At 70.7% G+C, this 23,481-nt stretch carries 26 protein-coding genes; 10 read left to right on the forward strand and 16 right to left on the reverse strand.

Features of this window, described 5'->3' with window-relative positions; translation table 11 throughout:
- Window positions 1-50: 50 nt before the first annotated feature.
- From M8I34_RS09715 to M8I34_RS09735, 5 genes are all read right to left on the reverse strand, one after another.
- On the reverse strand, window positions 51-722 hold the full coding sequence (locus M8I34_RS09715) for a DUF6445 family protein (RefSeq protein ID WP_250048921.1): 672 nt from the start codon (window positions 720-722) through the stop codon (window positions 51-53).
- A 201-nt stretch (window positions 723-923) separates the two neighbouring features.
- On the reverse strand, window positions 924-2,096 hold the full coding sequence (locus M8I34_RS09720; RefSeq protein WP_250048922.1) for an FAD-dependent oxidoreductase: 1,173 nt from the start codon (window positions 2,094-2,096) through the stop codon (window positions 924-926).
- A gap of 214 nt (window positions 2,097-2,310) precedes the next feature.
- The gene (locus M8I34_RS09725; RefSeq protein ID WP_250048924.1) at window positions 2,311-2,730 is read right to left on the reverse strand and encodes a hypothetical protein; all 420 of its coding nucleotides are present in this window, start codon (window positions 2,728-2,730) and stop codon (window positions 2,311-2,313) included.
- Between the two features lie 313 nt (window positions 2,731-3,043).
- The gene (locus M8I34_RS09730) at window positions 3,044-3,928 is read right to left on the reverse strand and encodes an alpha/beta fold hydrolase (protein WP_250048925.1); all 885 of its coding nucleotides are present in this window, start codon (window positions 3,926-3,928) and stop codon (window positions 3,044-3,046) included.
- A complete protein-coding gene (locus M8I34_RS09735) occupies window positions 3,928-4,512 on the reverse strand; it encodes a TetR/AcrR family transcriptional regulator (RefSeq protein WP_250048930.1) in 585 nt (194 codons plus the stop codon). The genes M8I34_RS09730 and M8I34_RS09735 overlap by 1 nt, the downstream gene beginning before the upstream one ends.
- A 160-nt stretch (window positions 4,513-4,672) precedes the next feature.
- On the opposite strand from M8I34_RS09735, the gene M8I34_RS09740 reads away from it, so the two are divergent.
- Window positions 4,673-5,614: an alpha/beta fold hydrolase gene (locus tag M8I34_RS09740; protein ID WP_250048932.1), complete on the forward strand. Its 942-nt coding sequence runs from the start codon at window positions 4,673-4,675 to the stop codon at window positions 5,612-5,614.
- 85 nt (window positions 5,615-5,699) lie between these two features.
- On the forward strand, window positions 5,700-6,545 hold the full coding sequence (locus M8I34_RS09745; protein ID WP_250048933.1) for a sugar nucleotide-binding protein: 846 nt from the start codon (window positions 5,700-5,702) through the stop codon (window positions 6,543-6,545).
- A gap of 91 nt (window positions 6,546-6,636) precedes the next feature.
- On the opposite strand, the gene katG is transcribed toward M8I34_RS09745, so the two are convergent.
- Both katG and M8I34_RS41870 read right to left on the reverse strand, forming a co-directional pair.
- Window positions 6,637-8,865 (reverse strand): catalase/peroxidase HPI, encoded by a 2,229-nt coding sequence (gene katG, locus M8I34_RS09750; RefSeq protein WP_250048935.1) that lies wholly within the window; start codon window positions 8,863-8,865, stop codon window positions 6,637-6,639.
- Window positions 8,866-9,154: 289 nt separating this feature from the next.
- Window positions 9,155-9,424, reverse strand: a complete 270-nt coding sequence (locus M8I34_RS41870; RefSeq protein WP_284050180.1) for a hypothetical protein — start codon at window positions 9,422-9,424, stop codon at window positions 9,155-9,157.
- A 134-nt stretch (window positions 9,425-9,558) separates the two neighbouring features.
- On the opposite strand from M8I34_RS41870, the gene M8I34_RS09765 reads away from it, so the two are divergent.
- The 4 genes from M8I34_RS09765 (at window position 9,559) to M8I34_RS41250 (ending at window position 13,095) form a co-directional block, all read left to right on the forward strand.
- Window positions 9,559-9,975 (forward strand): Fur family transcriptional regulator, encoded by a 417-nt coding sequence (locus tag M8I34_RS09765; protein WP_250048936.1) that lies wholly within the window; start codon window positions 9,559-9,561, stop codon window positions 9,973-9,975.
- 377 nt (window positions 9,976-10,352) lie between these two features.
- Entirely contained in the window at window positions 10,353-12,110 is a 1,758-nt protein-coding gene (locus M8I34_RS09770) for a hypothetical protein (protein ID WP_250048938.1), read from the forward strand.
- Between the two features lie 459 nt (window positions 12,111-12,569).
- Window positions 12,570-12,857, forward strand: coding sequence for a hypothetical protein (locus M8I34_RS09775; protein ID WP_250048940.1), 288 nt, complete (start codon window positions 12,570-12,572; stop codon window positions 12,855-12,857).
- Window positions 12,858-12,960: 103 nt separating this feature from the next.
- The gene (locus tag M8I34_RS41250; RefSeq protein WP_284050181.1) at window positions 12,961-13,095 is read left to right on the forward strand and encodes a hypothetical protein; all 135 of its coding nucleotides are present in this window, start codon (window positions 12,961-12,963) and stop codon (window positions 13,093-13,095) included.
- Window positions 13,096-13,141: 46 nt separating this feature from the next.
- Here the strand turns inward: M8I34_RS41250 and M8I34_RS09780 are convergent, their stop codons facing one another.
- The 3 genes from M8I34_RS09780 to M8I34_RS09790 all read right to left on the reverse strand — a co-directional run bounded on the left by M8I34_RS09780 (window position 13,142) and on the right by M8I34_RS09790 (window position 14,249).
- On the reverse strand, window positions 13,142-13,585 hold the full coding sequence (locus M8I34_RS09780) for a GNAT family N-acetyltransferase (RefSeq protein ID WP_250049121.1): 444 nt from the start codon (window positions 13,583-13,585) through the stop codon (window positions 13,142-13,144).
- A 203-nt stretch (window positions 13,586-13,788) separates the two neighbouring features.
- Window positions 13,789-14,001, reverse strand: a complete 213-nt coding sequence (locus M8I34_RS09785; RefSeq protein ID WP_244416166.1) for a LexA family transcriptional regulator — start codon at window positions 13,999-14,001, stop codon at window positions 13,789-13,791.
- The gene (locus M8I34_RS09790) at window positions 13,998-14,249 is read right to left on the reverse strand and encodes a hypothetical protein (RefSeq protein ID WP_244416167.1); all 252 of its coding nucleotides are present in this window, start codon (window positions 14,247-14,249) and stop codon (window positions 13,998-14,000) included. Before M8I34_RS09790 ends, M8I34_RS09785 begins: the two co-directional genes overlap by 4 nt.
- 149 nt (window positions 14,250-14,398) lie before the next feature.
- Between M8I34_RS09790 and M8I34_RS09795 the strand changes: the two genes are divergently transcribed.
- Entirely contained in the window at window positions 14,399-15,631 is a 1,233-nt protein-coding gene (locus M8I34_RS09795) for a GDSL-type esterase/lipase family protein (RefSeq protein WP_250048941.1), read from the forward strand.
- A 116-nt stretch (window positions 15,632-15,747) separates the two neighbouring features.
- A complete protein-coding gene (locus M8I34_RS09800; protein ID WP_199812739.1) occupies window positions 15,748-15,903 on the forward strand; it encodes a hypothetical protein in 156 nt (51 codons plus the stop codon).
- Window positions 15,904-16,023: 120 nt separating this feature from the next.
- On the opposite strand, the gene M8I34_RS09805 is transcribed toward M8I34_RS09800, so the two are convergent.
- The 6 genes from M8I34_RS09805 to M8I34_RS09830 form a co-directional block, all read right to left on the reverse strand.
- Window positions 16,024-17,295, reverse strand: coding sequence for an adenosylhomocysteinase (locus M8I34_RS09805; protein ID WP_250048943.1), 1,272 nt, complete (start codon window positions 17,293-17,295; stop codon window positions 16,024-16,026).
- A gap of 82 nt (window positions 17,296-17,377) precedes the next feature.
- Complete coding sequence (locus tag M8I34_RS09810; protein ID WP_250048945.1) at window positions 17,378-17,914, reverse strand: phosphoribosyltransferase family protein; 537 nt, start codon at window positions 17,912-17,914, stop codon at window positions 17,378-17,380.
- A 63-nt stretch (window positions 17,915-17,977) separates the two neighbouring features.
- Window positions 17,978-18,697 (reverse strand): hypothetical protein, encoded by a 720-nt coding sequence (locus tag M8I34_RS09815; protein WP_250048947.1) that lies wholly within the window; start codon window positions 18,695-18,697, stop codon window positions 17,978-17,980.
- Window positions 18,681-19,766 (reverse strand): ribose-phosphate diphosphokinase, encoded by a 1,086-nt coding sequence (gene prs, locus M8I34_RS09820; RefSeq protein ID WP_250048948.1) that lies wholly within the window; start codon window positions 19,764-19,766, stop codon window positions 18,681-18,683. Before prs ends, M8I34_RS09815 begins: the two co-directional genes overlap by 17 nt.
- Window positions 19,763-20,437, reverse strand: a complete 675-nt coding sequence (locus tag M8I34_RS09825; RefSeq protein ID WP_250048949.1) for an HAD family phosphatase — start codon at window positions 20,435-20,437, stop codon at window positions 19,763-19,765. The genes prs and M8I34_RS09825 overlap by 4 nt, the downstream gene beginning before the upstream one ends.
- Window positions 20,434-21,027, reverse strand: coding sequence for a TIGR00730 family Rossman fold protein (locus tag M8I34_RS09830; protein ID WP_308372123.1), 594 nt, complete (start codon window positions 21,025-21,027; stop codon window positions 20,434-20,436). Before M8I34_RS09830 ends, M8I34_RS09825 begins: the two co-directional genes overlap by 4 nt.
- Window positions 21,028-21,221: 194 nt before the next feature.
- Here M8I34_RS09830 and M8I34_RS09835 point away from each other — a divergent pair, with 194 nt between their 5' ends.
- Window positions 21,222-22,190 carry a LacI family DNA-binding transcriptional regulator gene (locus tag M8I34_RS09835; RefSeq protein ID WP_250048950.1) on the forward strand — a complete coding sequence of 323 codons (969 nt, stop codon included), beginning with the start codon at window positions 21,222-21,224 and terminating at the stop codon, window positions 22,188-22,190.
- A 62-nt stretch (window positions 22,191-22,252) separates the two neighbouring features.
- Complete coding sequence (locus M8I34_RS09840; RefSeq protein WP_250048952.1) at window positions 22,253-23,452, forward strand: MFS transporter; 1,200 nt, start codon at window positions 22,253-22,255, stop codon at window positions 23,450-23,452.
- Window positions 23,453-23,481 lie beyond the last annotated feature (29 nt).

The following is a 23,481-nucleotide window of genomic DNA, read 5'->3' on the forward strand; positions in this document are numbered from 1 at the left end:
GATTTGATGGCTGCCGAGCACTCGTCGGCTGTGGAGCGTCGGGACGGGCGTCAGGCCATCCAGAAGAAGACCGCCGTCATCCGCTTCTCCAGCAGGGTGGTGCCCCAGTAACGGGTCGCCGTGTGGATCAGGTTGGCGGAGTAGAGCAGCAGGCGGTTGGCGCGGTGCGGGATGCGGACGTCCTCGATGAAGGAGTCCGGCGTGACGAAGCGGGTGCCGAGGGCGTCGATCAGGTTGTTGTGCGGAGGGGCCACCTGGTTGCCGCCGAGGGTGCCGCCCGGCAGGCTCTGCCGGTAGAAGCTGGTTCCGCAGTCCTTGGGAACTAACGGGTTGAGGTAGAGCACCGCCGCGTACCGGCAGAGGTTCCGGGAATCGGTGTGCGGGCGGGGCTCACACTCGCCCTCGCCGACGATCTGGACGCAGTTGTGGTGGAAGGTGCCGCCGGCCGCGGGGTGTTCGGCCCAGATCTTCGGGGCGCCGGTCGCCCTTCTCACCAGCTTCTCGACAGGGGCCAGTTCGCCGGGTTCGAGCGCAGGCATGGTGCGCAGGCCCGGCCAGCTCTCGGGCTTGTGGGGGTAGCCCTCGGTCCAGTCGCTCCTGGCCAGACAGCGCTCCCGTACGACGTCCGGGTCCGGCAGCACGTCGTCCAGCACCCAGTAGTCCCGGCCGCGGGTCGGTTTGCGGTACGGCAGCACGGGCAGGGCCGGGGTTCGTAGAGGCATGCAGGGAACGTAGTTCGCCACCCGCCAAGGGCTCGCCACCCAAGCGGTCAACCTTCAGTCAAGGGTTCCTCATCCCGTGGTTGACCCTTCGCGCAGCGGTGGTGTGACGGACCTGAAGACCTTCCACTGCCTGGCTGCCCGGCGAAGTGTCCGGACCCGGCGCGATGAAGAGGGTTGCGCGCCTTGCCCCCAGAGGGCCGCTCAGCCCGCGTTGCCGGGGACGGCGTTCATATCGACGTCCCAGTCCAGTTGGCGGGCCAGGGCGTCGTCGCCGGGACGCTGAGGGGACGGTGCCCGGCCGGTGCGCGGCGGGGTGCGGGTGCCGCGGGAGATCTCTCCGCTGGCGGTGATGTTGTGCTCCACGCGTGGGCGGCGGCACGCCTCGTAGAGGGAGAGGGCGCTGTCCGCATCGGGCGTGTCCCGCAGGGACTTGGCGAGGATGACGGCGTCCTCCAAGGCCATCGAGGCCCCTTGCCCCGTCGCCGGTGAAGCCGCGTGCGCGGCGTCACCGACGATCAGCGTGCGCCCGGAGCGCCAGGGGGTTCCGAGCGGGATCTCGGTGGCGTTGGTGGCCATGATGCCGTCGGTGGAGGCCGCGACGATGCCCGCGGCGGGGGTGGGGTCGTGGCGCAGCAACTCGACGAGCTGCTCCCGCCAACGGGAGGGCACGGGGTGGGCGAGTTCCTCGGCGGGGACGGCTTGACCGGCGACGCGGGCGAACCAGTACGCCTCCCCGTCCGGCGAGACCGCACAGCCGAAGGCGGCGGTGCTGCCCCGCACCATGGTGATGTGCCCCGTCCCCTCCGCCGCCGGGGCGCTGCGCGTGTAGCCGTAGAAGACGCTCTGACCTGCGTAGACGGGCTCTGCGCCGGGGGCGATCGATCGCCGGATGATCGAGTTCAGGCCGTCTGCGCCGATGAGCAGATCACCGGTTGCGACACTGCCGTCGGCAAAGCGCGCGGTCACCTCGTCCGCACCGTTCTCCACGGACACCAGTCGCGCCCCGTGCGACAGCCCGATTCCCCGGCGGACGACCTCGGCCTGCAAGGCAGCGCTCAACTCGCCACGGCGCAGGCACCGGTACCGCAGGAGCGCGTCATCGGCCTCACCCAAGGGCACATGGGCCACCTCGCTGCCCTGGTCGTCGAGCACACGCATCGAGCGCAGCGGAAAACCGAGCGCGGTGACCGCGTCCGAGGCGTCGAGCTGCGCCAGCGCGCGCATTCCGTTGCTCGCCAAGGTCAGGAACGCCCCGATGTCCCCGGCTGTGTCGGGATGCGCCTCGTGCACGGCGACGTCGAATCCTGCCTTGTGCAGGGCCAGCGCGGTCGCCGCACCGGCGATCCCGCCGCCGATGACCAGTATCCGTGTCACGTGCCACTCCGCTCTTCTGTCAGGTCCCCTTGGGCGTCCCGGTCAATGATGTACCCGGTCGCCCCGGTGTTGGAGGAATCGGGCGGCAATGCCGCACTTTTCCGGCGGCACCGCCGAACGGGCGGTCTCCGGCGCGTAGTTGCCCGGCGACCAGCCCTGCGGCAGGGGCGCCGGACCTGGACCTGACCTGCCGTGTGGCGATGTGCCCGCCGTGCTAGCGGACGGTAGGGGGCGGGGAGGAACACCTCGATAGCCGGAGCGGGTTCCTCCGTTCACGGAGCGGAGGGGGCGCCGGTGAGGGCCCGGCCACATGTCCCGGCCGTGAAGCGGGCGGTGCGGGGTCGCCGCCGTGCTCGGCCAGCCACTGAACCAGTGCGTGACGCTCGAACTGAGCCCGGATGAGCCGGTAGGTGACGTCGTGGCGGGCCCTGGAGGCCTGTCGGGCCCGATCGGTCGCCCACAGCAGTACCCGTGCAGCGGTTTCGCGGTCGAGTTCCCCGGTCGACCACCACTTCTCCCATGCCCGCTCGGCCGAACCCTTCGCCTCGGGGGCGCCGAGCCGCGACACGGCCTCGTCCCGGCGCTCCTCCAGGTAGCGACCGATGAGCTTTCGGGCGAGTGCCTCGTCCGCCATGGCCACCTCCGTCGGTCGCCCGTGCGTCAGCCTCCACCGGCACGTATGCCAAGCGACGGGTCAACCGCCCCGGGGCGTCGACCGGACCACCCGTGACCGCCCTTGACGGCCCGGAACACCTTGACGACCCGGAACACCCTTGACGACTCGGCACGCCCCGCAGAACCCGTGAGTAAAGGCCTTTCCTCCCATGGTCGCACTCGGTGCGGAAGGACGTTCGCGCCAGGAAGCCACGCCCGGGCGCGGGCGGCGTACGGAGAGTGAGCGGGACCCGAAGGTGTCACGACGGCGCCGCCCCCGCTGCCCGGCCGGGTTACACCGCGTGGGCATCGTCCTCCGGTTCACTCGACGACCCGGACGAAAGTTCCCGGTCCTGGTCGAGCACCCTCAGCAGCTGTGCGGCGAACTCCCGGGGATATTCGGTGCATCCGACGTGGCCGCCGGGGAATTCGACGGCCGGCCGGCCCAGTAGTGCCGCCAGCTGGGTGGCCGGTCCGTACAGCGGTTCCTGGGTACGGGAATCGCGTCCCACCGCGAGGACCAGTTTGTGGGCGGCGGCGCGCAGCGCCGGGACGTCCGGCGTGGTCGCGGTGAACGGGCACAGTATGTGCTCCAGGAAGACCGGGAGGTTGGCGTGCATGCGGGCCGCCATCTCCTGGATTCCGGGCGGCAGTTCCGTCGCCGGCTCCGCGGGCCGGCCGCCGAGGCCCTCACTGAACCGGGCCATTGCGGGGCCCGCGCCGTGCAGACGGAACGTCTCGCGTACCTCGGCGAAGAGCGCACGGTGCGGGGCGGGATCGTCCAGGAGCTCCACCAGCGGCGGCTCGTGCGCGACCACCCGGCGCAGTTGCCCGGGATGCCGGGCCAGCAGGTCGAGGGCGACGACGGCGCCCGAGCTGCTGCCCAGGACGCAGGCCTCCCCGTCCGGCGCCAGCGCGGAGAGCAGCCGGTGGGCGTCGTCGCTCCACACCTCCACCCGCTGGTCGGACAGCGGTTCTTCGAGGGGGCTGCGGGAGAGTCCGCGCGGATCGTAGGACACCACGGTGTACCGCAAGGCCAGGTCCGGCGCCATGCCCTCGTACACACCGGCGTCGGCGGCGCCGCCCGGTATCAGCAGCAGTACGGGGCCGCTGCCGCGCTTCTCGTAGCGCAGGGTGGCTCCGGGGACCGTGAGGGTGCCGGTCGTGGGTGGGGGCATCACTTGCTCCGATCGGGTCGGGCGGGCCAGTTCTCCAGGAGGACGTGGAGCGCTTCGAGCGAGCGCGTCCAGGACTCCTGCACGTCTCGGGGGTGTCCGAAGCCGCCGCTGAGTTCCAGGTGGATATAGCCGTGAAAGGTGCTGCGCAGCATCCGTGCCGCGTCGGTGAGGTCCGGCTCGGTGAGGCCGTAGGCGCGCAGCATGCCGTAGGTCAGCTCGACGCTGCGGCGGAGTCCCGCGGAGTCGGCGACCTCCTCGGGGGAGAACCCCATCTGGCTCACCGCGTAGCGGCCGGGGTGGTCCAGCGCGTACTGCCGGTAGGCGTCGGCGAAGGCGATGAGCGCGTCCTTGCCCGCCCGCCCCGCCACGGCGGAGCCGATGCGGTCGGTCATCTCGACGGAAGCCAGCAGGGCGATGCGTACGCGCAGGTCCCGCAGGTTCTTCACATGCGAGTAGAGGCTCGCGTCCCTGACGCCCAAGCGCCTCGCCAGGGCGGACACCGTGAGCCCGTCGGGCCCGGCCTCGTCCGCCAACTCCGCGGCCGCCTCCGTCACTTTGGCCGCAGTAAGGCCCGCGCGCACCATCTGGCACCTCCGTACACGTCATCCCAGGCTCGTAACCTAGGACCTCTAGGAATTAAGCTAGCATAGTTAGGAAGCTTCCCGGCCCGGCATGAGGCGCGCAGGGGCTACGGGGAAATTGCCGGTCGCGCGTGGCCGGCACCTGCCGAGAAGAGGAGATCCTGTGTCCCACGCACCGCACCTCCACGCACCGCACCTCCGCGTTTCCGGGCCGGCCGGGGATCTCGCCGTGGCGGACCACGGTGGTGACGGCCCGGACGTCGTGCTCTGTCACGGCGCGAACCGCACCCTGCTCGACTGGGAGCGCCTGCGGCCGCATCTGACCGGTATGCGGCTGGTCTCGTATGACCTGCGCGGCCACGGCCGGTCCGACCCCCCGGCCGACGAGGACTACGGCTGGGCCGCCCATCTCGCCGACCTGGACGCGGTCACCGAGGCGCTCGCGCTGGAGAACCCCCGCGTGATCGGCCACTCCCTGGGCGGCATGATCGCGCTGTGCCACGGCCAACGGCGTCCCGACTGCCCCGGTGTGGTCGATCTCGACGGCCTCGGCGGCGGCCGGCCGGAGCTGTACCCGGGCCTGGACGCCGAGGCCGTCGCGGAGCGGCGCGCCCAGCAGCTCGCGGCACACTCGGCGGCCCTCGCGCCGGACGTCCTCGATGCCGGACAGGCCGAACTCGCCGTCGAGCGGGCCCGTCAGGCCGCTGCCGTCTACGGCTTGGACATAGCGCTGGAGGAAGCCGGCGCCCGGCGTTCCCTCCAGCCACTGGAGGACGGCCGCTACCGGCGCAAGCCCGCCGCATCGGCACAAGCGGCGCTGATGGAGCCGCTGGAGGGCTGGGACACCTTCACCGCCGTGCGCGAGGCGGCCTGTCCCACGCTCCTCGTGCAGGGTGCGCGGGCACCGCTGCTGGACCGGCTGCCCGCGCCCTTCCGGGAGCTGAACGAGGCACTGGTGGCCGGAGTGCGGAACGGGCTCGAAGCGCTACGGGAAGACGGTCCGCCGGGTCTGCGCATCGCCCGGGTGCGGGAGGCCGGGCACATGCTGCACCTCCAGGCACCGGAGGAAGTCGGCCGCCTCGTACGGGACTTCCTCCTGCCCTGAGCCCGGTCGGCGAGCCGGACCTCGCGGTGCGGAAGCCGGGGCAACCGGTGACCGTTGGAGCGGGGCTGTCCTACCGTAGGGCGGCATGAGGGTCCTGATCATCGGCGGCAGCGGGTTCCTGGGGACGGAACTCGTGCGCCAGGCGACGGCCGCGGGCTGGGAGACGGCCGCGACGTACTGTTCCCGGCCCGGCCGCCTTCCCGGAGCCTCGTGGCACCGGCTCGACCTTCGCGCCCCGGGGCACGTCGACGAGGTGCTGGCCGCCGTCGCCCCCGGTGCCGTCATCAACGCCACGAGCGGAGGGAGCGACTGGGCGGTCACCGCCGACGGCTCGATCCGCGTGGCGATGGCCGCGGCGCAACGCGGTTGCCGCCTGGTCCACGTCTCCAGCGACGCGGTGTTCTCCGGCTCCCGGGTGCACTACGACGAGACGTGCCTGCCCGACCCGGTCACCCCGTATGGCGCGGCAAAGGCCACCGCCGAGACCGCTGTGCGGCTCCTTGCGCCGACCGCCGCGGTCGCCCGCACCTCGTTGATCATCGGGCACGGCGGATCCGTGCACGAGCGCATGGTCCACGCCCTGGCTGCCGACCCGCACGACGGCGTCCTGTTCACCGACGACATCCGCTGTCCGGTGCATGTCGAAGATCTGGCCTCCGCGCTGCGGGAGCTCGCGGTGTCCGGCCGGGCCGGGATGTTCCACCTCGCCGGAGCGGACGCCCTCAGCCGTCACGCACTCGGCGTTCTCATCGCCCGGCGCGACGGACTCGACGCCACCCGGCTGCCGGCCGGGCGCCGAGCCGACTCCCTCCTGCCCGGGGCTCTCGACGTCCGCCTCGACAGCGGCGTCACACAGGGGCATGTCCGCACACGGCTGCGCGGAGCCCGGGAGTTCCTCCGCGCGGCGCAGGGCGAAAAACGAGCCCGGTAGCTCGAAGGGCCGGTGCCGCGACAGCGCGCCACCGGCCCTTCGAGGTGAGAACGTCCAGGCCGGCCGGTACGGGCCGGCCTGGACGTCATGATCAGACGAGGTCGAACCGGTCCAGGTTCATCACCTTGTGCCATGCCGCGACGAAGTCGTGCACGAACTTCTCCTTCGCGTCATCGCTCGCGTAGACCTCCGCGACCGCGCGCAGCTCGGAGTTCGAGCCGAAGACGAGGTCGGCACGGGTGCCGGTCCACTTGACCTCGCCCGTGGCGGCGTCCTGACCCTCGAAGGTGTGGGCGTCCTCGGAGGTCGCCTTCCACGTCGTGCCCAGGTCGAGCAGGTTGACGAAGAAGTCGTTGGTCAGGGTCCCGGGGGTGGCGGTGAAGACGCCGAGCGACGACTGCTGGTGGTTGGCGCCCAGCACCCGCAGGCCGCCGACCAGGGCCGTCGTCTCGGGGGCGCTCAGGGTGAGCAGGTTCGCCCGGTCGAGCAGCAGGTACTCGGCCGGCAGGCGGTTGCCCTTGCCGAGGTAGTTACGGAATCCGTCCGAGGCCGGCTCCAGCGCCTCGAAGGACTCGGCGTCGGTGTGCTCCTCGGCCGCGTCGACCCGCCCCGGGGTGAAGGGCACCTGGACCTCGACGCCCGCGTCCTTGGCCGCTTTCTCCACGGCTGCCACACCGCCGAGGACGATGAGATCGGCCAGGGAGACCTTCTTGGCACCGGAGGCGGCGTGGAACTCCTCCCGCACACCCTCCAGCGAGCGCAGCACGCGGGCCAGCTGGTCGGGGTCGTTGGCCTCCCAGCCGCGCTGCGGTTCGAGGCGGATACGGGCACCGTTGGCACCGCCGCGCTTGTCGCTGCCACGGAAGGTCGAGGCCGACGCCCATGCGGTGCTGACGAGCTGGGACACGGTCAGGCCGGAGCCGAGCAGCTTGGCCTTCAGCGCCGCGATGTCGGAGGCGTCGATGCTCTCGCCCTCGGCCTCGGGCAGCGGGTCCTGCCACAGCAGGGTCTCCTCCGGGACCTCCGCGCCCAGGTACAGCGACTTCGGACCCATGTCGCGGTGGGTCAGCTTGTACCAGGCGCGGGCGAAGGCGTCCGCGAACTCCTGCGGGTTCTCGTGGAAGCGGCGGGAGATCGGCTCGTAGACCGGGTCGAAGCGCAGCGCCAGGTCGGTGGTGAGCATCGACGGGGCGATCTTCTTCGAGGAGTCATGGGCGTGCGGCACCGTGCCCTCGCCCGCGCCGTCCTTCGGCTTCCACTGGTGGGCGCCGGCCGGGCTCTCGGTGAGTTCCCACTCGTAGCCGAAGAGGTTGTCGAAGAAGCCGTTGCTCCACTGGGTGGGTGTGGTGGTCCAGGTCACCTCCAGGCCGGAGGTGATGGCGTCGGCGCCCTTGCCGGTGCCGTAGGTGCTCTTCCAGCCGAGGCCCTGCTCCTCGAACGTGGCGGCCTCCGGGTCGGGGCCGACGTGGTCGGCGGGGCCCGCGCCGTGGGTCTTGCCGAAGGTGTGGCCGCCGGCGATCAGGGCGACGGTCTCCTCGTCGTTCATCGCCATGCGGCGGAACGTCTCACGGATGTCGCGGGCCGCGGCGATGGGGTCCGGGGTGCCGTTCGGGCCCTCCGGATTGACGTAGATCAGGCCCATCTGGACCGCGCCGAGGGGGTTCTCCAGCTCCCGGTCGCCGGTGTAGCGCCGGTCGTCGAGCCAGGTGGTCTCGGGGCCCCAGTAGACGTCCTCCTCCGGCTCCCAGACGTCCTCGCGGCCACCGGCGAAACCGAAGGTCTCGAAGCCCATGGATTCCAGAGCGACGTTGCCCGTCAGGACCAGCAGGTCCGCCCAGGAAAGGCTCTGGCCGTACTTCTTCTTGACCGGCCACAGCAGACGGCGGGCCTTGTCGAGGTTCGCGTTGTCCGGCCAGCTGTTCAGCGGAGCGAAGCGCTGCTGGCCCGCACCGGCGCCGCCGCGGCCGTCGCTGATGCGGTACGTGCCCGCGCTGTGCCACGCCATCCGGATCATGAACGGGCCGTAGTGACCGAAGTCGGCCGGCCACCAGTCCTGCGAGGTCGTCAGCACCTCGGCGATGTCCCGTTTCACTGCCGGGAGGTCAAGGCTCTTGAACGCCTCGGCGTAGTCGAACTGCTCGCCCAACGGATTCGCCACGGTGGGGTTCTTGGCGAGGATCTTCACATTGAGCCGTTGCGGCCACCACTGACGGTTGCCGCCCCCCTGGGTCGGGTGGAGGGCGCGACCGTGCGCGACCGGGCAGCCCCCCGCCTCCTCGGGCTTGGGGTCTGTGACGATTGCGTCGTGGTTGTCAGTCATGGCAATCCTTCCGAACTGTGCGGAACTCGGTGCTCAAAAATTGCGGCCGGTGGAACAGTCGGGGCACAGGCCCCAGTGGAAGACCCCGGCCTCGTGGATCGAGAAGCCGTGGGTGTCGGACAGGGTCGGGGAAAGGCGCCTCGCCGACCGCGCAGTCGACGTCAGCGACGACACCGCACGACCGGCACAGAGGGGTGGTGGTCGTCGCGGGCGCGTCTGCCGGACCGGGCCGGACTGCGGACCGGTCCGATGCGGGAGACATCGCGCCGCGGTGCGCGAGCGGAGGACCTCATGCGCGGATTACATGGTTCGAAGGGAAATACGGCCTGCCCGATCGCGCGTCCCGGAGGCGATCTCTTGGCGTCGGGGCGGTATCCGCCCGGGTGCCGGCGTCGCGCTCGGGGCCGATGCGCTCACGGGTGAGGTGGGCAGGCTGCGCCGGCAGGACCTTGTCCTGGACCGGCGCCGGGCTGCTGACGCCCGCCTGCTCGCCGGTCTGGTGGTCCGCGACCAGGGCACCGGATGCGGTGGTGAGCGGACCCGTCTCCTGTACGGTCACGGGTTTTCCCTGCTGTTGTCCTGTCCCTTGGCTGTCGCCGGAACCGATCCTACGATGGACTAAATCCAAGTCAATACACCAACCAGATCCGTACGGATTCATCTGTCGGACGATGCACAGTGAGGCTGGTGGGCATGAGCGATCTGCGGGACCGGCTGCGCCGACGTGGCTGGCGGATGACCGCCCAGCGCCGGGTGGTCGCCGAGGTACTCGACGGCGAGCACGTCCACCTCACCGCGGACGAGGTGCTCGCGCGCGCCACCGCCCGGCTGCCGGAGATCTCGCGCGCGACCGTCTACAACACCCTCGGCGAACTCGTCTCGCTCGGCGAGGTGAGCGAGGTGGCCACCGACGGCCGCGCCAAGCGCTACGACCCGAACGCCCACCGCCCTCACCAGCACCTGGTCTGCTCCGACTGCGGCACGGTGCGCGACGTCCACCCCGGCGGCGACCCACTGGCCGATCTGCCCGCCTCCGAGCGGTTCGGCTTCACCGTCTCCGAGGTGGAGATGACCTACCGGGGCCGGTGCCCCGACTGTGCCCGCACCTGAACCGGCCCGCGCGGCCGGGTAGCTCTGCTGTGCGCGGTTGCCATGGGGAAGGGCGGTCAGGCGGCCGACGGTCGTGCGCGCCGGGGTGAACGTCGGCACAACGCCAGCGACCCGCACGGGAGTTCATGCGGCCTGACAACGCGCGCTCTGCCGTACGGGGGAATCCGGGAAACGGGTATGGCCCGGAGCCACCGCCGTGGCTCTAATAGTCGTACCGATTGTGGGGTGCCCATCCTCTGTCGGGGAGTCGAGCAGCGGTCTTCTGACGGATCGTTGTTGCGCTTCATGGGCACCCTGGCAGGAGGATTCGCGAGCTGCGCCGTATGTGCGGCCGCTGTGGCAGCCCCCTTCCCGATTTTCCTCAAAGGGGCTTCTCCATGGCAGTAATCATCGTTCCCACCACGGTCGCGGCGTGCCAGCCGTTCATCGTCAGCGTCACCGGCGCTCCCGGTACGGCCACGCAAGCCGTCTTCACCTATGACGGCGCGCCCGCACAGACGTTGCCCGTGGTCGCCGGTGTGGCCGGGCCGGCCACGTTCACGGCCGTCGGGTCCGGAGCCCAGACGGTTTCCGTGGTGTACCTCGATGCCATGAGCGCCGTCGTGGGCGCGGAGAACGGCACGGTGACGGTCACCCCGGCGCCGGCCGGAACGCTGACCACGACGCTGATCACCCCGCTCGGGGGGCTCACGACCGCCGCCACCCTCATCACCTGTAGCGGTGGCCTCCTGTCCATCAACGGCACACTGACCTACACCCTTCCCGGCGGGGTCACGGTCACCGCGACCGTGATCAACGGCGTGGTGGTGCCGACCAGCCTGGGCGTGGCACTGACAGCAGGCCAGACCGTGGGCGTCAGCTTCACTGCGGCCGCGGGGTCCTGCCCCGCCTGCACGCTGGCACCCATCACCGTCATCGTGCCGCCCGTGCTCACCTGCTCGGTGGTGGTCCAGCCGGTGGTGGGGCCGGTGGTCGTCGGTCAGCCGACGTCCGTGTCCGCCGTGGTGACCTGCAACGGCCTGCCGGTCGCGGGTGCCTCGGTCACCTTCAACGGAGGTGCGGCTCCCGTCACCGTCACCACCAACGCGGCCGGTATCGCCATCGGTTCGCTGACGTTCAACACGGCTGGGACCGCCACGGTGACCGCCACGGTCACCGCGCCGGCCGGCGCCGAGTGCGAGTGCACCGGTGTCGTCTCCCTGCCCGTCACCATCACCGTGGGTGCGGAGACGTCGTGTCTGGTGGCGATCCAGCCGGTGGTGGGGCCGGTGGTCGTCGGTCAGCCGACGTCCGTGTCCGCCGTGGTGACCTGCAACGGCCTGCCGGTGTCGGGTGCTGCGGTCACCTTCACCGGTGGTGCGGTTCCGGTGACGGTCACCACCAACGTGGTCGGTATCGCGACCGGTTCGCTGACCTTCAACACGGCTGGGAACGCCACGGTGACCGCCACGGTCACCGCGCCGGCCGGCGCCGAGTGCGAGTGCACCGGTGTCGTCTCCCCGCCCCTCACCATCACCGTGGGTGCGCAGACGTCCTGCCTGGTGGTGGTCCAGCCGGTGGTGGGGCCGGTGGTCGTCGGTCAGCCGACGTCCGTGTCCGCCGTGGTGACCTGCAACGGCCTGCCGGTGTCGGGTGCTGCGGTCACCTTCACCGGTGGTGCGGCCCCCGTGACGGTCACCACCAACGCGGCCGGTATCGCCATCGGTTCGCTGACGTTCAACACGGCTGGGACCGCCACGGTGACCGCCACGGTCACCGCGCCGGCCGGTACTGCGTGTGCGTGCAAGGGCGTCGTCTCGGCCCCCGTCATCATCACGGTGAGCGGGCAGACGGGCCCCACGTTGCAGGCGTCGCCCGCCTGCTGGCGGATCAACCTGCCCTTCCCGGTGCCGAGTCTGTTCACGGCGACGTTGAAGGCCACCCTCACGCCGGCGCAAGCGGGAGTCACGGTCACCTTCTTCGTCTCGGGCCTGCCGGTGGGCACGGCGGTGACCAACGCCAGTGGAGTCGCCACCCTCAACGCCGGCCTGTCCCTGCTCCAGATCAGCGCCAGCAGCTACACGGCGGTCGCCACCGTCGGCGGCGCCACGATCCAGGCGACCGGCACCCTGGCGCCCTGCTTCCCGCCGGTGTGACCGGTCGGCGCCCGATCGGCCGGGGCAGCGTGACGGGCGGCCCTGCGGTACGCGCGCACGGGTCAGGTCCACGCAGTGCAGCCCCTGACCTGAGGGCCATCCGGTAAGCGGCCTGCCTCTCAAGGGCTGTCCCAAGGGCTGTCCCCCGTCGTGGACGGACGGGGGACAGCCTCCTCGAACTTACCCATGGGCCATCCGGCTCCACGCCGTCGGCAGGACGGAGACCGAGGGTGGCCCCCCCGGCTGCCGGTGCGTGGACGGCTCATGGGTGAGGCCCGGGGCCGATGAGTCCCTCCGCCAGTCGGCCCCGGGACAGCAGAGCGGCTTTCGCAGCCCCAAGGGCCCGCGCGGAGCCGTCAGGTGGCCGGTGGGACGTATCCCGGATCATCCGGGTGCCCGCCGAGCCCGCGCCACCCCGTATTGAACCCTTGAACCCCGTCGGAGAGTGGATGGTTTTCCATGAGCCTTGCCGCGTTCCTTCTTGCCCTCGGAGTCACCTGCCGCGTCACCCGTTTCCTCACCAAGGACACGCTGGCGGCGGGGTTCCGATCATGGATCGGCGCTCACTTCGGTGACGACTCCCGAGCCGCATATCTGGTCAGCTGCGGATGGTGCGCGAGCATCTGGGTCGCCATGCCCACAGCCGTGTACGCCTCCTGTTGGGGAGGCTCTCCGTGGTTCCAGGTGCCTGCGACCGCTCTGACGCTCTCCTACCTGGCGGGAGTCGCCTCACGGTGGCTGGACTGACCACCAGCGCCTTCCTGCCTGTCCGTTGAACGGGGCCTCCCGGGGCACCGCAGAACCAACACGCGAAGGGACCACAGCCATGCCATGCAATTGCGCCGGGGGAGTGCCTCAGACCATCGTCGGCTACCAGTTGACCCTGCCCGACGGCACCATTCGTCACTACGTCACCTACCAAGAGGCCGAGGCCGCGAACCAACGAGCGGGCGGCACCGGAACGATCACCCTCCTCACCCAGTGAGGCCTGCACGGCCTTAAACGCACCCCAGGAACGTCCGTCGCCCTCTTCACGCTCCGAGGGCGCCCGCGCCCGGCAGCCGCACCATGTAGATGTCGATCGGGTCCTGAACCTCCACGGTGAACCCGTGGCGCTCGTACAGCTGCCGGGCGGCGCTGCCCTGGAGGACGTTCAGGCGGACGGGCAGGCCGTCGGCATCGGTCCGGTCCAGCAGCGTGCGCAGGACGGCCGAACCGAGCCCCCGGCCCTGGACACGTGGGGCGAGATAGAAATGCTCCAGCCACTGCCCGTCCTCGGCCGGCCGCACGGTGACGCAGCCCGCGAAGGTGCCACCGGCCAAGATGACCGAGGTGTGCCGCGCGGAGAAGGAGTCCCGCAGCCGCTGCCGGACCCGATGCTCGTCGAACCGGCCCAACCGCTCCAGGTCCGGGCGCATCACCATGGCCCGCAGCTCCGCAATCGCCTCGACGTCTGCCGGCTCCGCGGGGCGCATGGACCATTCCACGGGCCGGTCCGACGTGAAGCCGGGCACCACTTGGCCCGCCCGTATCCCGTCCGCCTTCGTCTTCGCATCCACGGCTGGATTATGCCTGCCGCTGCGTATCGGTCCTGGTGGCCGTATCCGCCGGGGGCGCTGGGTGCGGTACGGGCGCGGGGCCATGGCCGCGAGACAGGCGGGCCGCGGCCCCGTCTCGTCTATCGCCGTATCTGGTACGAGCGGCTGCGGTGCGGGGTGTGGCTGACGATCCCGTGGCGCTCCAGAGCTCGTAGGTGGTAGGCGACCGTCGAGCCGGACAGTCCGACCGCGACGGCGATCTCCCGTATCGACGGCGGATACCCGGCGCCGTCGGTCAGCTCGCGCAGCACCCGCGCGATCCGCTCCTGGGTGTCGGTCACGTAGGCGGTCACCGGCGGGCCTCTTCAGGGGCTTGCTCCGGCTCCCAGGTCTGCTGCTTGAGCGCCATCCGGGCAGCCGGGGCCCGGCCGGGGATGGTCGCCCAGTACGGGTGTGTGGCGATCCGTACGGAGAGCCGCTGAAGCGTGCGGCGCAGGACCGTGGTCTGGGAAGGGTTCTCCTCCTGGGCGAGCTGCCGGTACGCGGTGTACCAGTCGCGCTGGGCCCGCAGGAGGTCGTCGGGGAAGGCGTATGGCGTCACTCCCAGATTGCATCACATGTTCGAATTAGGGCGCAGCACACGGAAGGGTGAACCTCGCCCCCGCGCCGCCGGGGGTGCCGACGGTGCGCAGGTGAACGGGGGTGGAAAATCATTGGGCAGGCCATGCATCCGGCCCGCAGAATGCCACCATGAATGACTGGCCCGACGACGCCCCCGGTGACCCCACGACGGCCTCGGCGGCCCCGGTGGCGGACTGGATCACCACGCCCCTCACCGCCGGCCTCCTGCGCGGCGCCCTGGATCTGGAGCACACCGAACACGGGGTGCTGCCGCACCGGCTGCCCGCCCGGGCCCGTGCCCAGTGCGCCGACGGGCTGCTGGCGATGGCGGAGGCCCAGGCCTCCGGCGTACGGCTGGTGTTCCGCACGCGGGCCACCGCCATCGAGCTGGACGCACTCCGCACCAAGAACGTGTACCAGGGCGCCCCGCCCCGCCCCGATGGCCTGTACGACCTGTTCGTCGACGGCCGGCCGGCGGGGCAGGCCGGCGTGCCCGGCGGGAACGTCCTGATGGTGGACCTGACCACCGGATCCGCGGAAACCCGGCCCGGCCCGGTCGGCACCCTGCGGTTCACCGGGCTCCCGGACCGCGTCAAGGACGTCGAGATCTGGCTGCCGCACAATGAGATCACCCAGCTCGTCGCCCTGCGCACCGACGCCCCCGTCGAGCTCCTGCCCGATGCGGGCCACAAGAGGTGGCTGCACCACGGCAGTTCGATCAGTCACGGCTCCGACGCCGCGAGCCCCAGCACCACTTGGCCCGCGCTGGCCGCCTCCCTGGGCGGCGTGGAACTGACCAACCTGGGGCTGAGCGGCAGTGCCCTGCTCGACCCGTTCACCGCCCGAGCCCTGCGCGACACCCCCGCGGACCTGATCAGCGTCAAGATCGGCATCAACCTCGTCAACGCCGACCTGATGCGCCTGCGCGCGTTCGGCCCCGCGGTGCACGGCTTCCTCGACACCATCCGTGAGGGACACCCCGGCACTCCGCTCCTGGTCGTCTCACCCCTCCTGTGCCCGATCCACGAGGACACCCCCGGCCCCAGCGCCCCGGACTTCAGCAACCTCAGCGCGGGAAAGCTCCAGTTCCGGGCCGCGGGCGATCCCGCGGAACGGGCCGGCGGGAAGCTGACCCTCACCGTCATCCGGGAGGAACTGGCCCGCCTCGTGAAGCAGCGGGCAGCCGACGACCCGAACCTGCACTACCTCGACGGCCGCGACCTCTACGGCGAGGCGGACTTCGCCGAACTGCCGCTGCCCGACCAGCTCCACCCGGACGCCGCCACACACCGACGCATCGGCGAACGCTTCGCCGCCCTGGCCTTCGGCTCCGGCGGCCCGTTCACCGCCGAGCGTGCCTGACACGCCGGGTCGGGCCGCAGTCAGCCGCTCCGGAGCCGTCCTCACAGCCCAGGCCGTCGAACGGCCTGGGCGTTAGGCTCGGTTTGTATGCACTTGTACCGACTGCGGAGGCGGTCATGAGGCAGAACGACGAGTACCCGACTCCGTCGCAGGCCGAGGGCGAGAGGCTGGAGGAGGACAGGGACCCGGCCGAGCAGCGACACCCCGCGACGGTCCGCACCCAGCCGTCCCAGGCGGAGGGCGAGCGCCGGGCGGAGGACGACGAAGGCTGACCTGGGCCGCAGCGGCAGCCGACCAGCCGATCCCGCTGCCCGGTCGCGGCAGCCGACCAGCCGACTGCCGCGCCCCGCTGATGCTGCCGCCGCCGCGGCCCGTGTCGTAGGGAGCACCCCTCAGGCGCTGCCCTGATCCCAGGAGCGCAGATACGCGATCTGCTCTTCGCTCAGGGTGTCGATGCCGATGCCCAGCGTCTGGAGTTTCAGGTGTGCCACCTGGTCGTCGATGTCCGCGGGCAGCGTGTGGACGCGGCGGTCCAGGTCCGCGGCGTTCTTGAGGAGGTACTCGCAGCCCAGCACCTGGTTGGTGAAGGACATGTCCATCAACGTCGCCGGGTTGCCCTCGGCCGCGGCGAGATTCACCACCTCCCCGGCGGCAAGCAGGTTGATCCGCCGGCCGTCGGCGAGCGTGTACTGGTCGATGCCGGGACGGGGCTGGGAGTGCTTGAGCGCCGCGGCGCGCAGTGCCGGCACATCGATCTCCACGTCGAAGTGGCCGGAGTTGCACACGAGGGCGCCGTCCGGCATGCGGGCGAAGTGCTCCGCACCGAGGACGTTCTTGTTGCTGGTGACCGTGATGAAGATGTCGCCCAGTTCCGCGGCACGGTCCATCTCCATGACCCGGTACCCGTCCATGACGGCCTCCAGGGCCCGGACATGGTCCACCTCGGTCACCAGGACATCGGCTCCCATACCGCGGGCCCGTGCCGCGACGCCCTTTCCGCACATCCCGTAACCGGCCACCACCACCCGTGAGCCGGCGACCAAGGTGTTCGTCAGCCGCAGAATGGCGTCCATGGTGCTCTGTCCGGTGCCGTAGCGGTTGTCGAACAGATGCTTGGTGCGCGCCTCGTTGACCGCGACGACGGGGTACCGCAACAGCCCGTCGGCCTCAAGGCTGCGAATGCGCTGGATGCCGGCCGTGGTCTCCTCCAGACCCGCGATGACGTCGGACGCGGCTTCGCTGCGCGCGCCGTGCAGCAGACCGGTCAGATCCGCGCCGTCGTCGATGACCAGGTGCGGGCGGGCGTCCAGGACATGGTGGCAGTGCGTGGAGTAGGTCTCGCGGTCCTCGCCCTGGATTCCGTAGACGTACACGCCCTGCTGGGCTGCGTAGGCGGCTACCGCGTCGTTCGTCGTCCGTACGTTGGAGGCGCACAGGAAGACCTCGGCGCCGCCGGCCCGGAGGGTCAGAGCGAGGTTGGCGGTCTCGGTGGTGATGTGCACGGCGATGGCGATGCGCTTGCCCTGGAAGGGCTTCTCGACGGCGTAACGCTCGCGTATCCGCGCCAGGATGGGCATCGATTGGGCCGACCAGTCGCACAGTCCTTCGCCATGGCCGGCGAGGCCGATGTCAGCGACCTCGCTTGCATGGAGGGTGGGCGTCATCGTGCAACTCCTAGGTGTTCGTAGGGGGTACGGGTGAGGACCCGGGGGAGGGGGAGGCGTACCGGCAGCGAGCGGGGCGGCCCTAGTCCGTGTAGACGGGCAGATGCAGCAGCGACTCGACGTCCGGCCTGCGCTCCCCTTCGGTGGCCACGGTCAGCACCTGGTGCACCGTGCCGCCGGCCGCGGCGACGAGTTCATGGAGCGCCTTGAGGGTGCCGCCGCTGCTGATGACCTCGTCGACGACGGCGACCCGGCGGCCCTCGACGAGCGCCGCGTCGTCCTCACCGAGGAAGAGTTCCTGCTGTCCCGGGGTTCCGATGCTCTGCACCGGGACGCGGAGCGGCTTGACCATGTTGGGGCGCAGCTTCTTGCGGGCGATCACGTAGGGACGCCCGGAGTGCTCGGCGAGTTCGTGGGCGAGCAGGATGCCCCCGGTCTCGGGGCCCACGATGACATCGACGTCCGCCGGCATCCGCTCGGCCAGTGCGCGTGCGCAGGCGACGGTGAGTTCCACGTCGCCGTACAGCTTGAGGAAGGCGATCCGGGCATCGTCCGCCACCCGTACGATCGGCAGCTCGCGGCGGACATCGCCGATGGTGATGGTGTGTGTGAGCGTCATGAGCAACGGTCCTTGATCTTGTCGGTCGGGGACGACCGGTCGGGTATGAGGGGGTGCCCGAGGTCAGGCGGGCGAGAGGGCGGTGAGCGCCAGGGCCAGTTCGTCCAGACGGTTGCCGTCCGGGCCGCGTCGCGGGAAGACCGTGCTGCCCAGGACGAGTTGGCCGGCCCCGGCGGACACCAGCCGTGCGACGGTGTCCGGTCCGACCGCCCCGTCGGCTTCGACCCGCTGGACGATTCCGCGGGCGCGCAGCTCAGCGGCCTCGGCGAGGGCGAGCAGGGCCTCGTCACGGAACGGCCGCCCCACACCGCCCGGTTCGACGCTCATCACCGTCAGCTGGGCGGGGGCCAGCTGCTCGATCAGCGCACGGTCCAGTCCCTCGCCGGGGTCGATGACCAGGCCCACCTCGGCGGGCCCGGCGGCGATGCGCCGCAAGCAGGCCAGGACCTGGGGGGTGACGGTGCGCTGGTGGACGCAGATGGTGGCCGCCCCGCGTGCCGCGGCCTGCTCCAGCAGGTCACCGGGGCGTGCCAGCATGGCGTGGACATCGATCGGCAGGCCGCAGGTGGCCGCCAGGTCGCTGATGGTCTCCAGCGGCAGTCCGACGTTCCGGGCGAAGGCCGGGTCGATGAGGTCGACGTGCAGCCGGCTGATCCCCAACGTCCGCAACTGTGCGACGTGTTCACCGAGCCGGGTCTGGTCGAGGCAGACCACGGACATGGATAAGGCCGGGCTCAGCGTGTTCGGGGGAACGGTATCGAGCAGCTCAGTGGGAGCCTGCATGTGCGGTGGGCCTTTCCGCTAAGGGGGAGTGGGCAGGGAGGACTTGTTCGGCGACGGCGTCGGCGATCAGCGGGAGGACGGCGGTGATGTCGACACCGGGGATACGGGGGCGGTGGCCCGCCGCGTCGGTGGTGAGCACGCGGTGCAGCGTTCCGTCCCGCAGGGCAGCGGCCAGCCGCTGTTCGCCGGTGGGGGTGGGGCGCAGATGGGTCACCGCGCAGAGCACCTGGCACCCGTCGAACTCCGTCCGTGCCAGCCGGGCCACCGCCAGCATCGTTCCCGCACTGGTGATCAGGTCGTCCACGATGATGGCGCGGTCGGCGGGGCCGGGTGCGGACGAGGTGAGGGTCGCGGTGACGGAGTCCGGACCGGTGCGGCGTTTCGTGGCGGTGATCACCGGTAGCCGTAGCCGGTCACCGAGCCGGCGTACCTGGTCGGCGGCCCCCGCATCAGGGGCCACGAGCACCGTACGGCCGGGCACGACCCAGGGGTGCACCAGGGACATCAGCGCCTCATCCGGGGGGAGTTGCACCAGGCCCATCGGCTCGCCGAGCCGTCCGAGACGGTCCTGGGCGCCCGAGGCCAGGGTGATGAGCTGGTCGATACCGGCCGTCGCCGCGAGCTGTGCCAGCAAGCCGGCCATGATCGGGCGGCGTTCGCCGGGTACGTGCCGGTCGTGGCGCGCATAGGCGAGGTGCGGGACGACGGCGGTCACCCTCCGGGCCCCGTGCTCCCGGTAGGCACGGGCCACGGCCAGCAGTGCCATCGCCGACTGGTCGACCTGCTCGGCGGGTCCGGTCAGGGACTGATGGATGATCACGTGCGCCCCGGTGGGGTCCCCGGGCAGGTCCACACACAGCTCACCGTCGGGGAACCGCCCGTCGACCCGTCCGTGTGTCCCGGTGGTCAGGCCCCGTCGGCTCAGGGCCTCGTGGAGGGCGCCGAGCCCGCCGGGGAAGTCCTCGGCGAAGGACCGGCAGACGGCGGTGACGGTGCCGGCACCGGGAGCGGGCGAGGCGGCCGTGGTGGAGGAGGGCACGGCCTGGGCGGGCGGGTGGTGCGCGCTCATGAGGTGAACTCCGCGTCAGGGCAGACCAGGCGCAGCGCCCCGCGCAGATCGTCGCCCTGGTAGTGGTGCGCGGCCAGCGCGGTGAGGGCGGGGGAGGCATTGACGGCGACCGTGCGCCGGAGGGTGCGGAAGAGCGGCAGGTCGGATGTCGAATCACCGAAGGCGATGACGTCGTCGGCCGTGATGCCCAGGTCGGTCCGCAGTTTCTCGACGATCAGCGGCTTGTCCTCGGGGTTGAGGATGTCGTCGGGGTAGTCGGACGCGAAGATGTGGTCGAAGCCGTCGAGACACTCGGCGAACTCCCTGTGCGACATCGTGACCAGGACGGTGGTCGTCCCGTGCGTGCGCAGCCACGTCAGGCAGTCCTGGATGCCGTGGAGGAAGCGTGCGGCGTCGAACGCCTGGCGGTAGACGGCCTCGCCGCCTGCGCTCCAGCACCGCAGGGCGCTGACCGCGAAGGCGCGGCTGTCGATCTCGCCCCGGCCGTACGCCGCTTCCAGGTCGTGTATGTCCGTGTGCCTGCCGACCACCCGGGCGATCTCCCGGCACGAGGTCGTCTCCGGAAGCAAGGTGCCGTCGAGGTCGAACACGGCGAGTGCCGGGGCGGGGGGCGCGGCGCCGGAGGGCCCGGAACGGGCGCCCGTGGCGGCCGGGCGGGGTGCCGTGGTCATGCCTCCGCCACCTCTTCGAACAGGTGCGGCAGCGCCCGGTGGCTCGCGAGCCGGGAGAGGAGGACGTGCGGATCGTCTTCGACGATCACGTTGCCGAGGTAGCGCCGGTGCACGAAGCCTTCGTCGGCGGCGTGCTCCAGGAACCTCAGGAGCGGGGTGTAGTAGCCGTTGGTGTTCAGTAGGGCGCACGGCTTGGAGTGCAGTCCGAGCTGGGCCCATGTCAGGACCTCGAACAGTTCCTCCGCGGTGCCGAAGCCGCCCGGCATCGCGACGAAGGCGTCTCCCAACTCGGCCATCAGCGCCTTGCGTTCATGCATGGTCTGGACGACGCGCAGGTCGGTGAGGGCGGTGTGCGCGACCTCGTACCGGACGAGGCTCTGCGGGATCACTCCGGTCACGCGGCTGCCGCCGAGGAGTGCCGCGTCCGCCACGCACCCCATCAGGCCGGTGGAGGCCCCGCCGTAGACCAAGTTCATTCCGGACCGGGCCAAGGCCTGACCTAATTGACGTGCTGCGTCGGCGTAGGCGGGGTGCTCGCCGAGTGAGGCTCCGCAATACACGGTGACGGACGATTCCATTGAGATCTCCATGCGCCGAATGTCGCTGACTGTTATCTCTGGTTGAGCAACCGGATCATACGTATGATGTGCGCTACCAGATCATACGTATGATGTCCGGCGCAAGATCTAACGGAAGCTGAACGTCCGCAGTTCGCAAAAGAGTTGAGGGACCGTTGTCTGAAGGACTCCACAGGGCAGGGAACGCACCGGTTAACGCGCATCAAATGACAAGCAAGGACCTGGCGCGGACGCTTGGCGTCTCGCAGACCACCGTCTCGTTGGTGATGGCGGGAAAGTGGCGTGGCCGCATCTCGGCCAAAATGGCGAAGAAGGTCCTGGATGCGGCGGACGATTTGGGTTATCGGCTCAATCTTTCGGCGCGCAATCTGCGATTAGGCCGGACCGGCACGGTGATGCTGGTCGTGCCGTCCCTGACGAACCCCCATTTCGCCGATGTGCACAGCGGAGCGGCCCGCGTCGGTGCCGACCACGGGATCGGGGTGATCGTCTACCCCCTCCAGGGCGAGGACGGGAAGGGGCCGTTCCCCTCCCCCCGGCAAGCCATCGACGGCGTTCTCGCCTGTGCCGTATCCGCCGGGAGCATCGACGTGCTGCGGGACGGCGTCGCCATGGTCGCCCTCGACAGCGACCCGGACGCCGGCATCTGTTCGGTCACCATGGACGTCGGCGCCGGGATGCGCTCCGCCGTGGACCACCTCGTCCGGCTGGGGCACCGGGACATCCTGCATGTCCGCGCGGAGCGTGACGCCTGGACGTTCGCGCAGCGCACCGAGGCTTTCGGCCGCCGGCTCGGGGCGCACCGCCGGGTGCGGGGGCGGAGCCTGGCCGTTCCCTTCGACGGTGCGCGGGCGCGGGAACTCATACTGGCCAGGCTCCGCGACGACAGCTCGGTGACGGCGGTCATCTGCGACGACGACAATCTGGCCGCCTGTGCCTACTCCGCCGCGCACGGCCTCGGGCTGTCCATCCCCGGCGATCTGTCCGTCATCGGATTCGACGACCTGCCCCTCGCCTCCTTGATGGTGCCCGCGCTGACGACGGTGCGCCTGCCCGCCCATGAGCTGGGGCGCCTGGGCATGGAGCAGTTCCTGCGCAACGACACCGTGACGGCCAAGACGGTCATGCCGGTCGAGTTCGTCGAGCGGGCCTCCGTGGGGCCACCGCGGTGCTGAAGGGCTCGCCGACGCCCCTGACACGTACGCAGCACCTCCCCGCCGAAGGAGTTTCTTCTTTTATGCCCCTGGCAATCCTCGCCCTGGCCATCAGCGCCTTCGCGGTCGGCACGACCGAGTTCGTGATCATGGGCTTGCTCTCGGATGTGGCGGCCGACCTGTCCGTCTCCGTGCCCGTGGCCGGCTATCTGGTCTCCGGCTACGCCCTCGGCGTGGTGGCCGGTGCGCTGCCGCTGGCCGCCTTGACCACCCGTTTCCCCCGCCGGGCCGTCCTCGTGCTCCTCATGGCCGTCTTCGTCGTGGGCAACCTCCTCGCGGGCGTCGCCCCCGGGTACGGCTTGCTGATGTCCGCCCGCGTGCTGGTCTCACTCGCCCACGGGGCGTTCTTCGGCGTCGCGGCTGTCACCGCCGCGGACCTCGTCGCCCCGGCCCGGCGGGCGAGCGCCATCTCCCTGATTTTCAGCGGCATGACCGTCTCGACGATTCTCGGGGTACCGCTGGGAACGCTTATCGGCCAGCATTTTGGCTGGCGGACCACTTTTCTGAGCGTGGCACTGATCGGTTTCGTCGGACTCCTCAGCATTCTTGTGCTGCTGCCCGCGCAACCGCGCCCCTCGGGCGGTGGTCTCCGCGCGGAATTGGGCGCTTTCCGCCGGAAACAGGTGTGGATCACTCTCGCCGTCACCATGCTGGTTTCCGCAGCGATTTTCGCCTCCTTCACCTACATCGAGCCGATGCTTGTCAAGGTGAGCGGTTTTGCGCCGAGTGCCGTCACTGTGATTCTCATGCTCTATGGCATCGGGATGTCCGTCGGAAATCTTCTGGGCGGACACCTTGCCGGTAAATTCCCGGTCGCGACGCTGCACGGCACGCTCATGGTGTTGGCCGTGCTGCTCGCGGTCTTCGCCTACAGCATCCATTTCCGGACACCTGCTGTGATCACCCTGACGCTGCTGGGATTGTGCGGGACCGCCGCGATTCCCACGTTGCAGCACCGCATCATGCAGGTGGCTTCCGAGGCGCGCACTCTCGCCTCGGCCGCGAATGTCGCCGCGCTCAATGTCGGCAATGCACTCGCCGCCTGGCTCGGCGGCGCCGCCATCGGCGCCGGCTTCGGCTACGCCTCGCCCAACCTGGTCGGTGCCGTGCTCGCCGTGGCCGCCACCCTCCTCGTCGTCGGGGCCGACCTCACCGCCCGCGGGCGGGACCGGAAGAGGACGGTGCGACGAGCCGACGAGCAGGTGCACACCCCCGCTTCATGACGGTGACGGTGCACGGCCGCTCCATGGCG

Origin of the sequence: Streptomyces sp. MCA2 (assembly GCF_023544705.1) — a bacterium.
Lineage (GTDB): Bacteria > Actinomycetota > Actinomycetes > Streptomycetales > Streptomycetaceae > Streptomyces > Streptomyces decoyicus.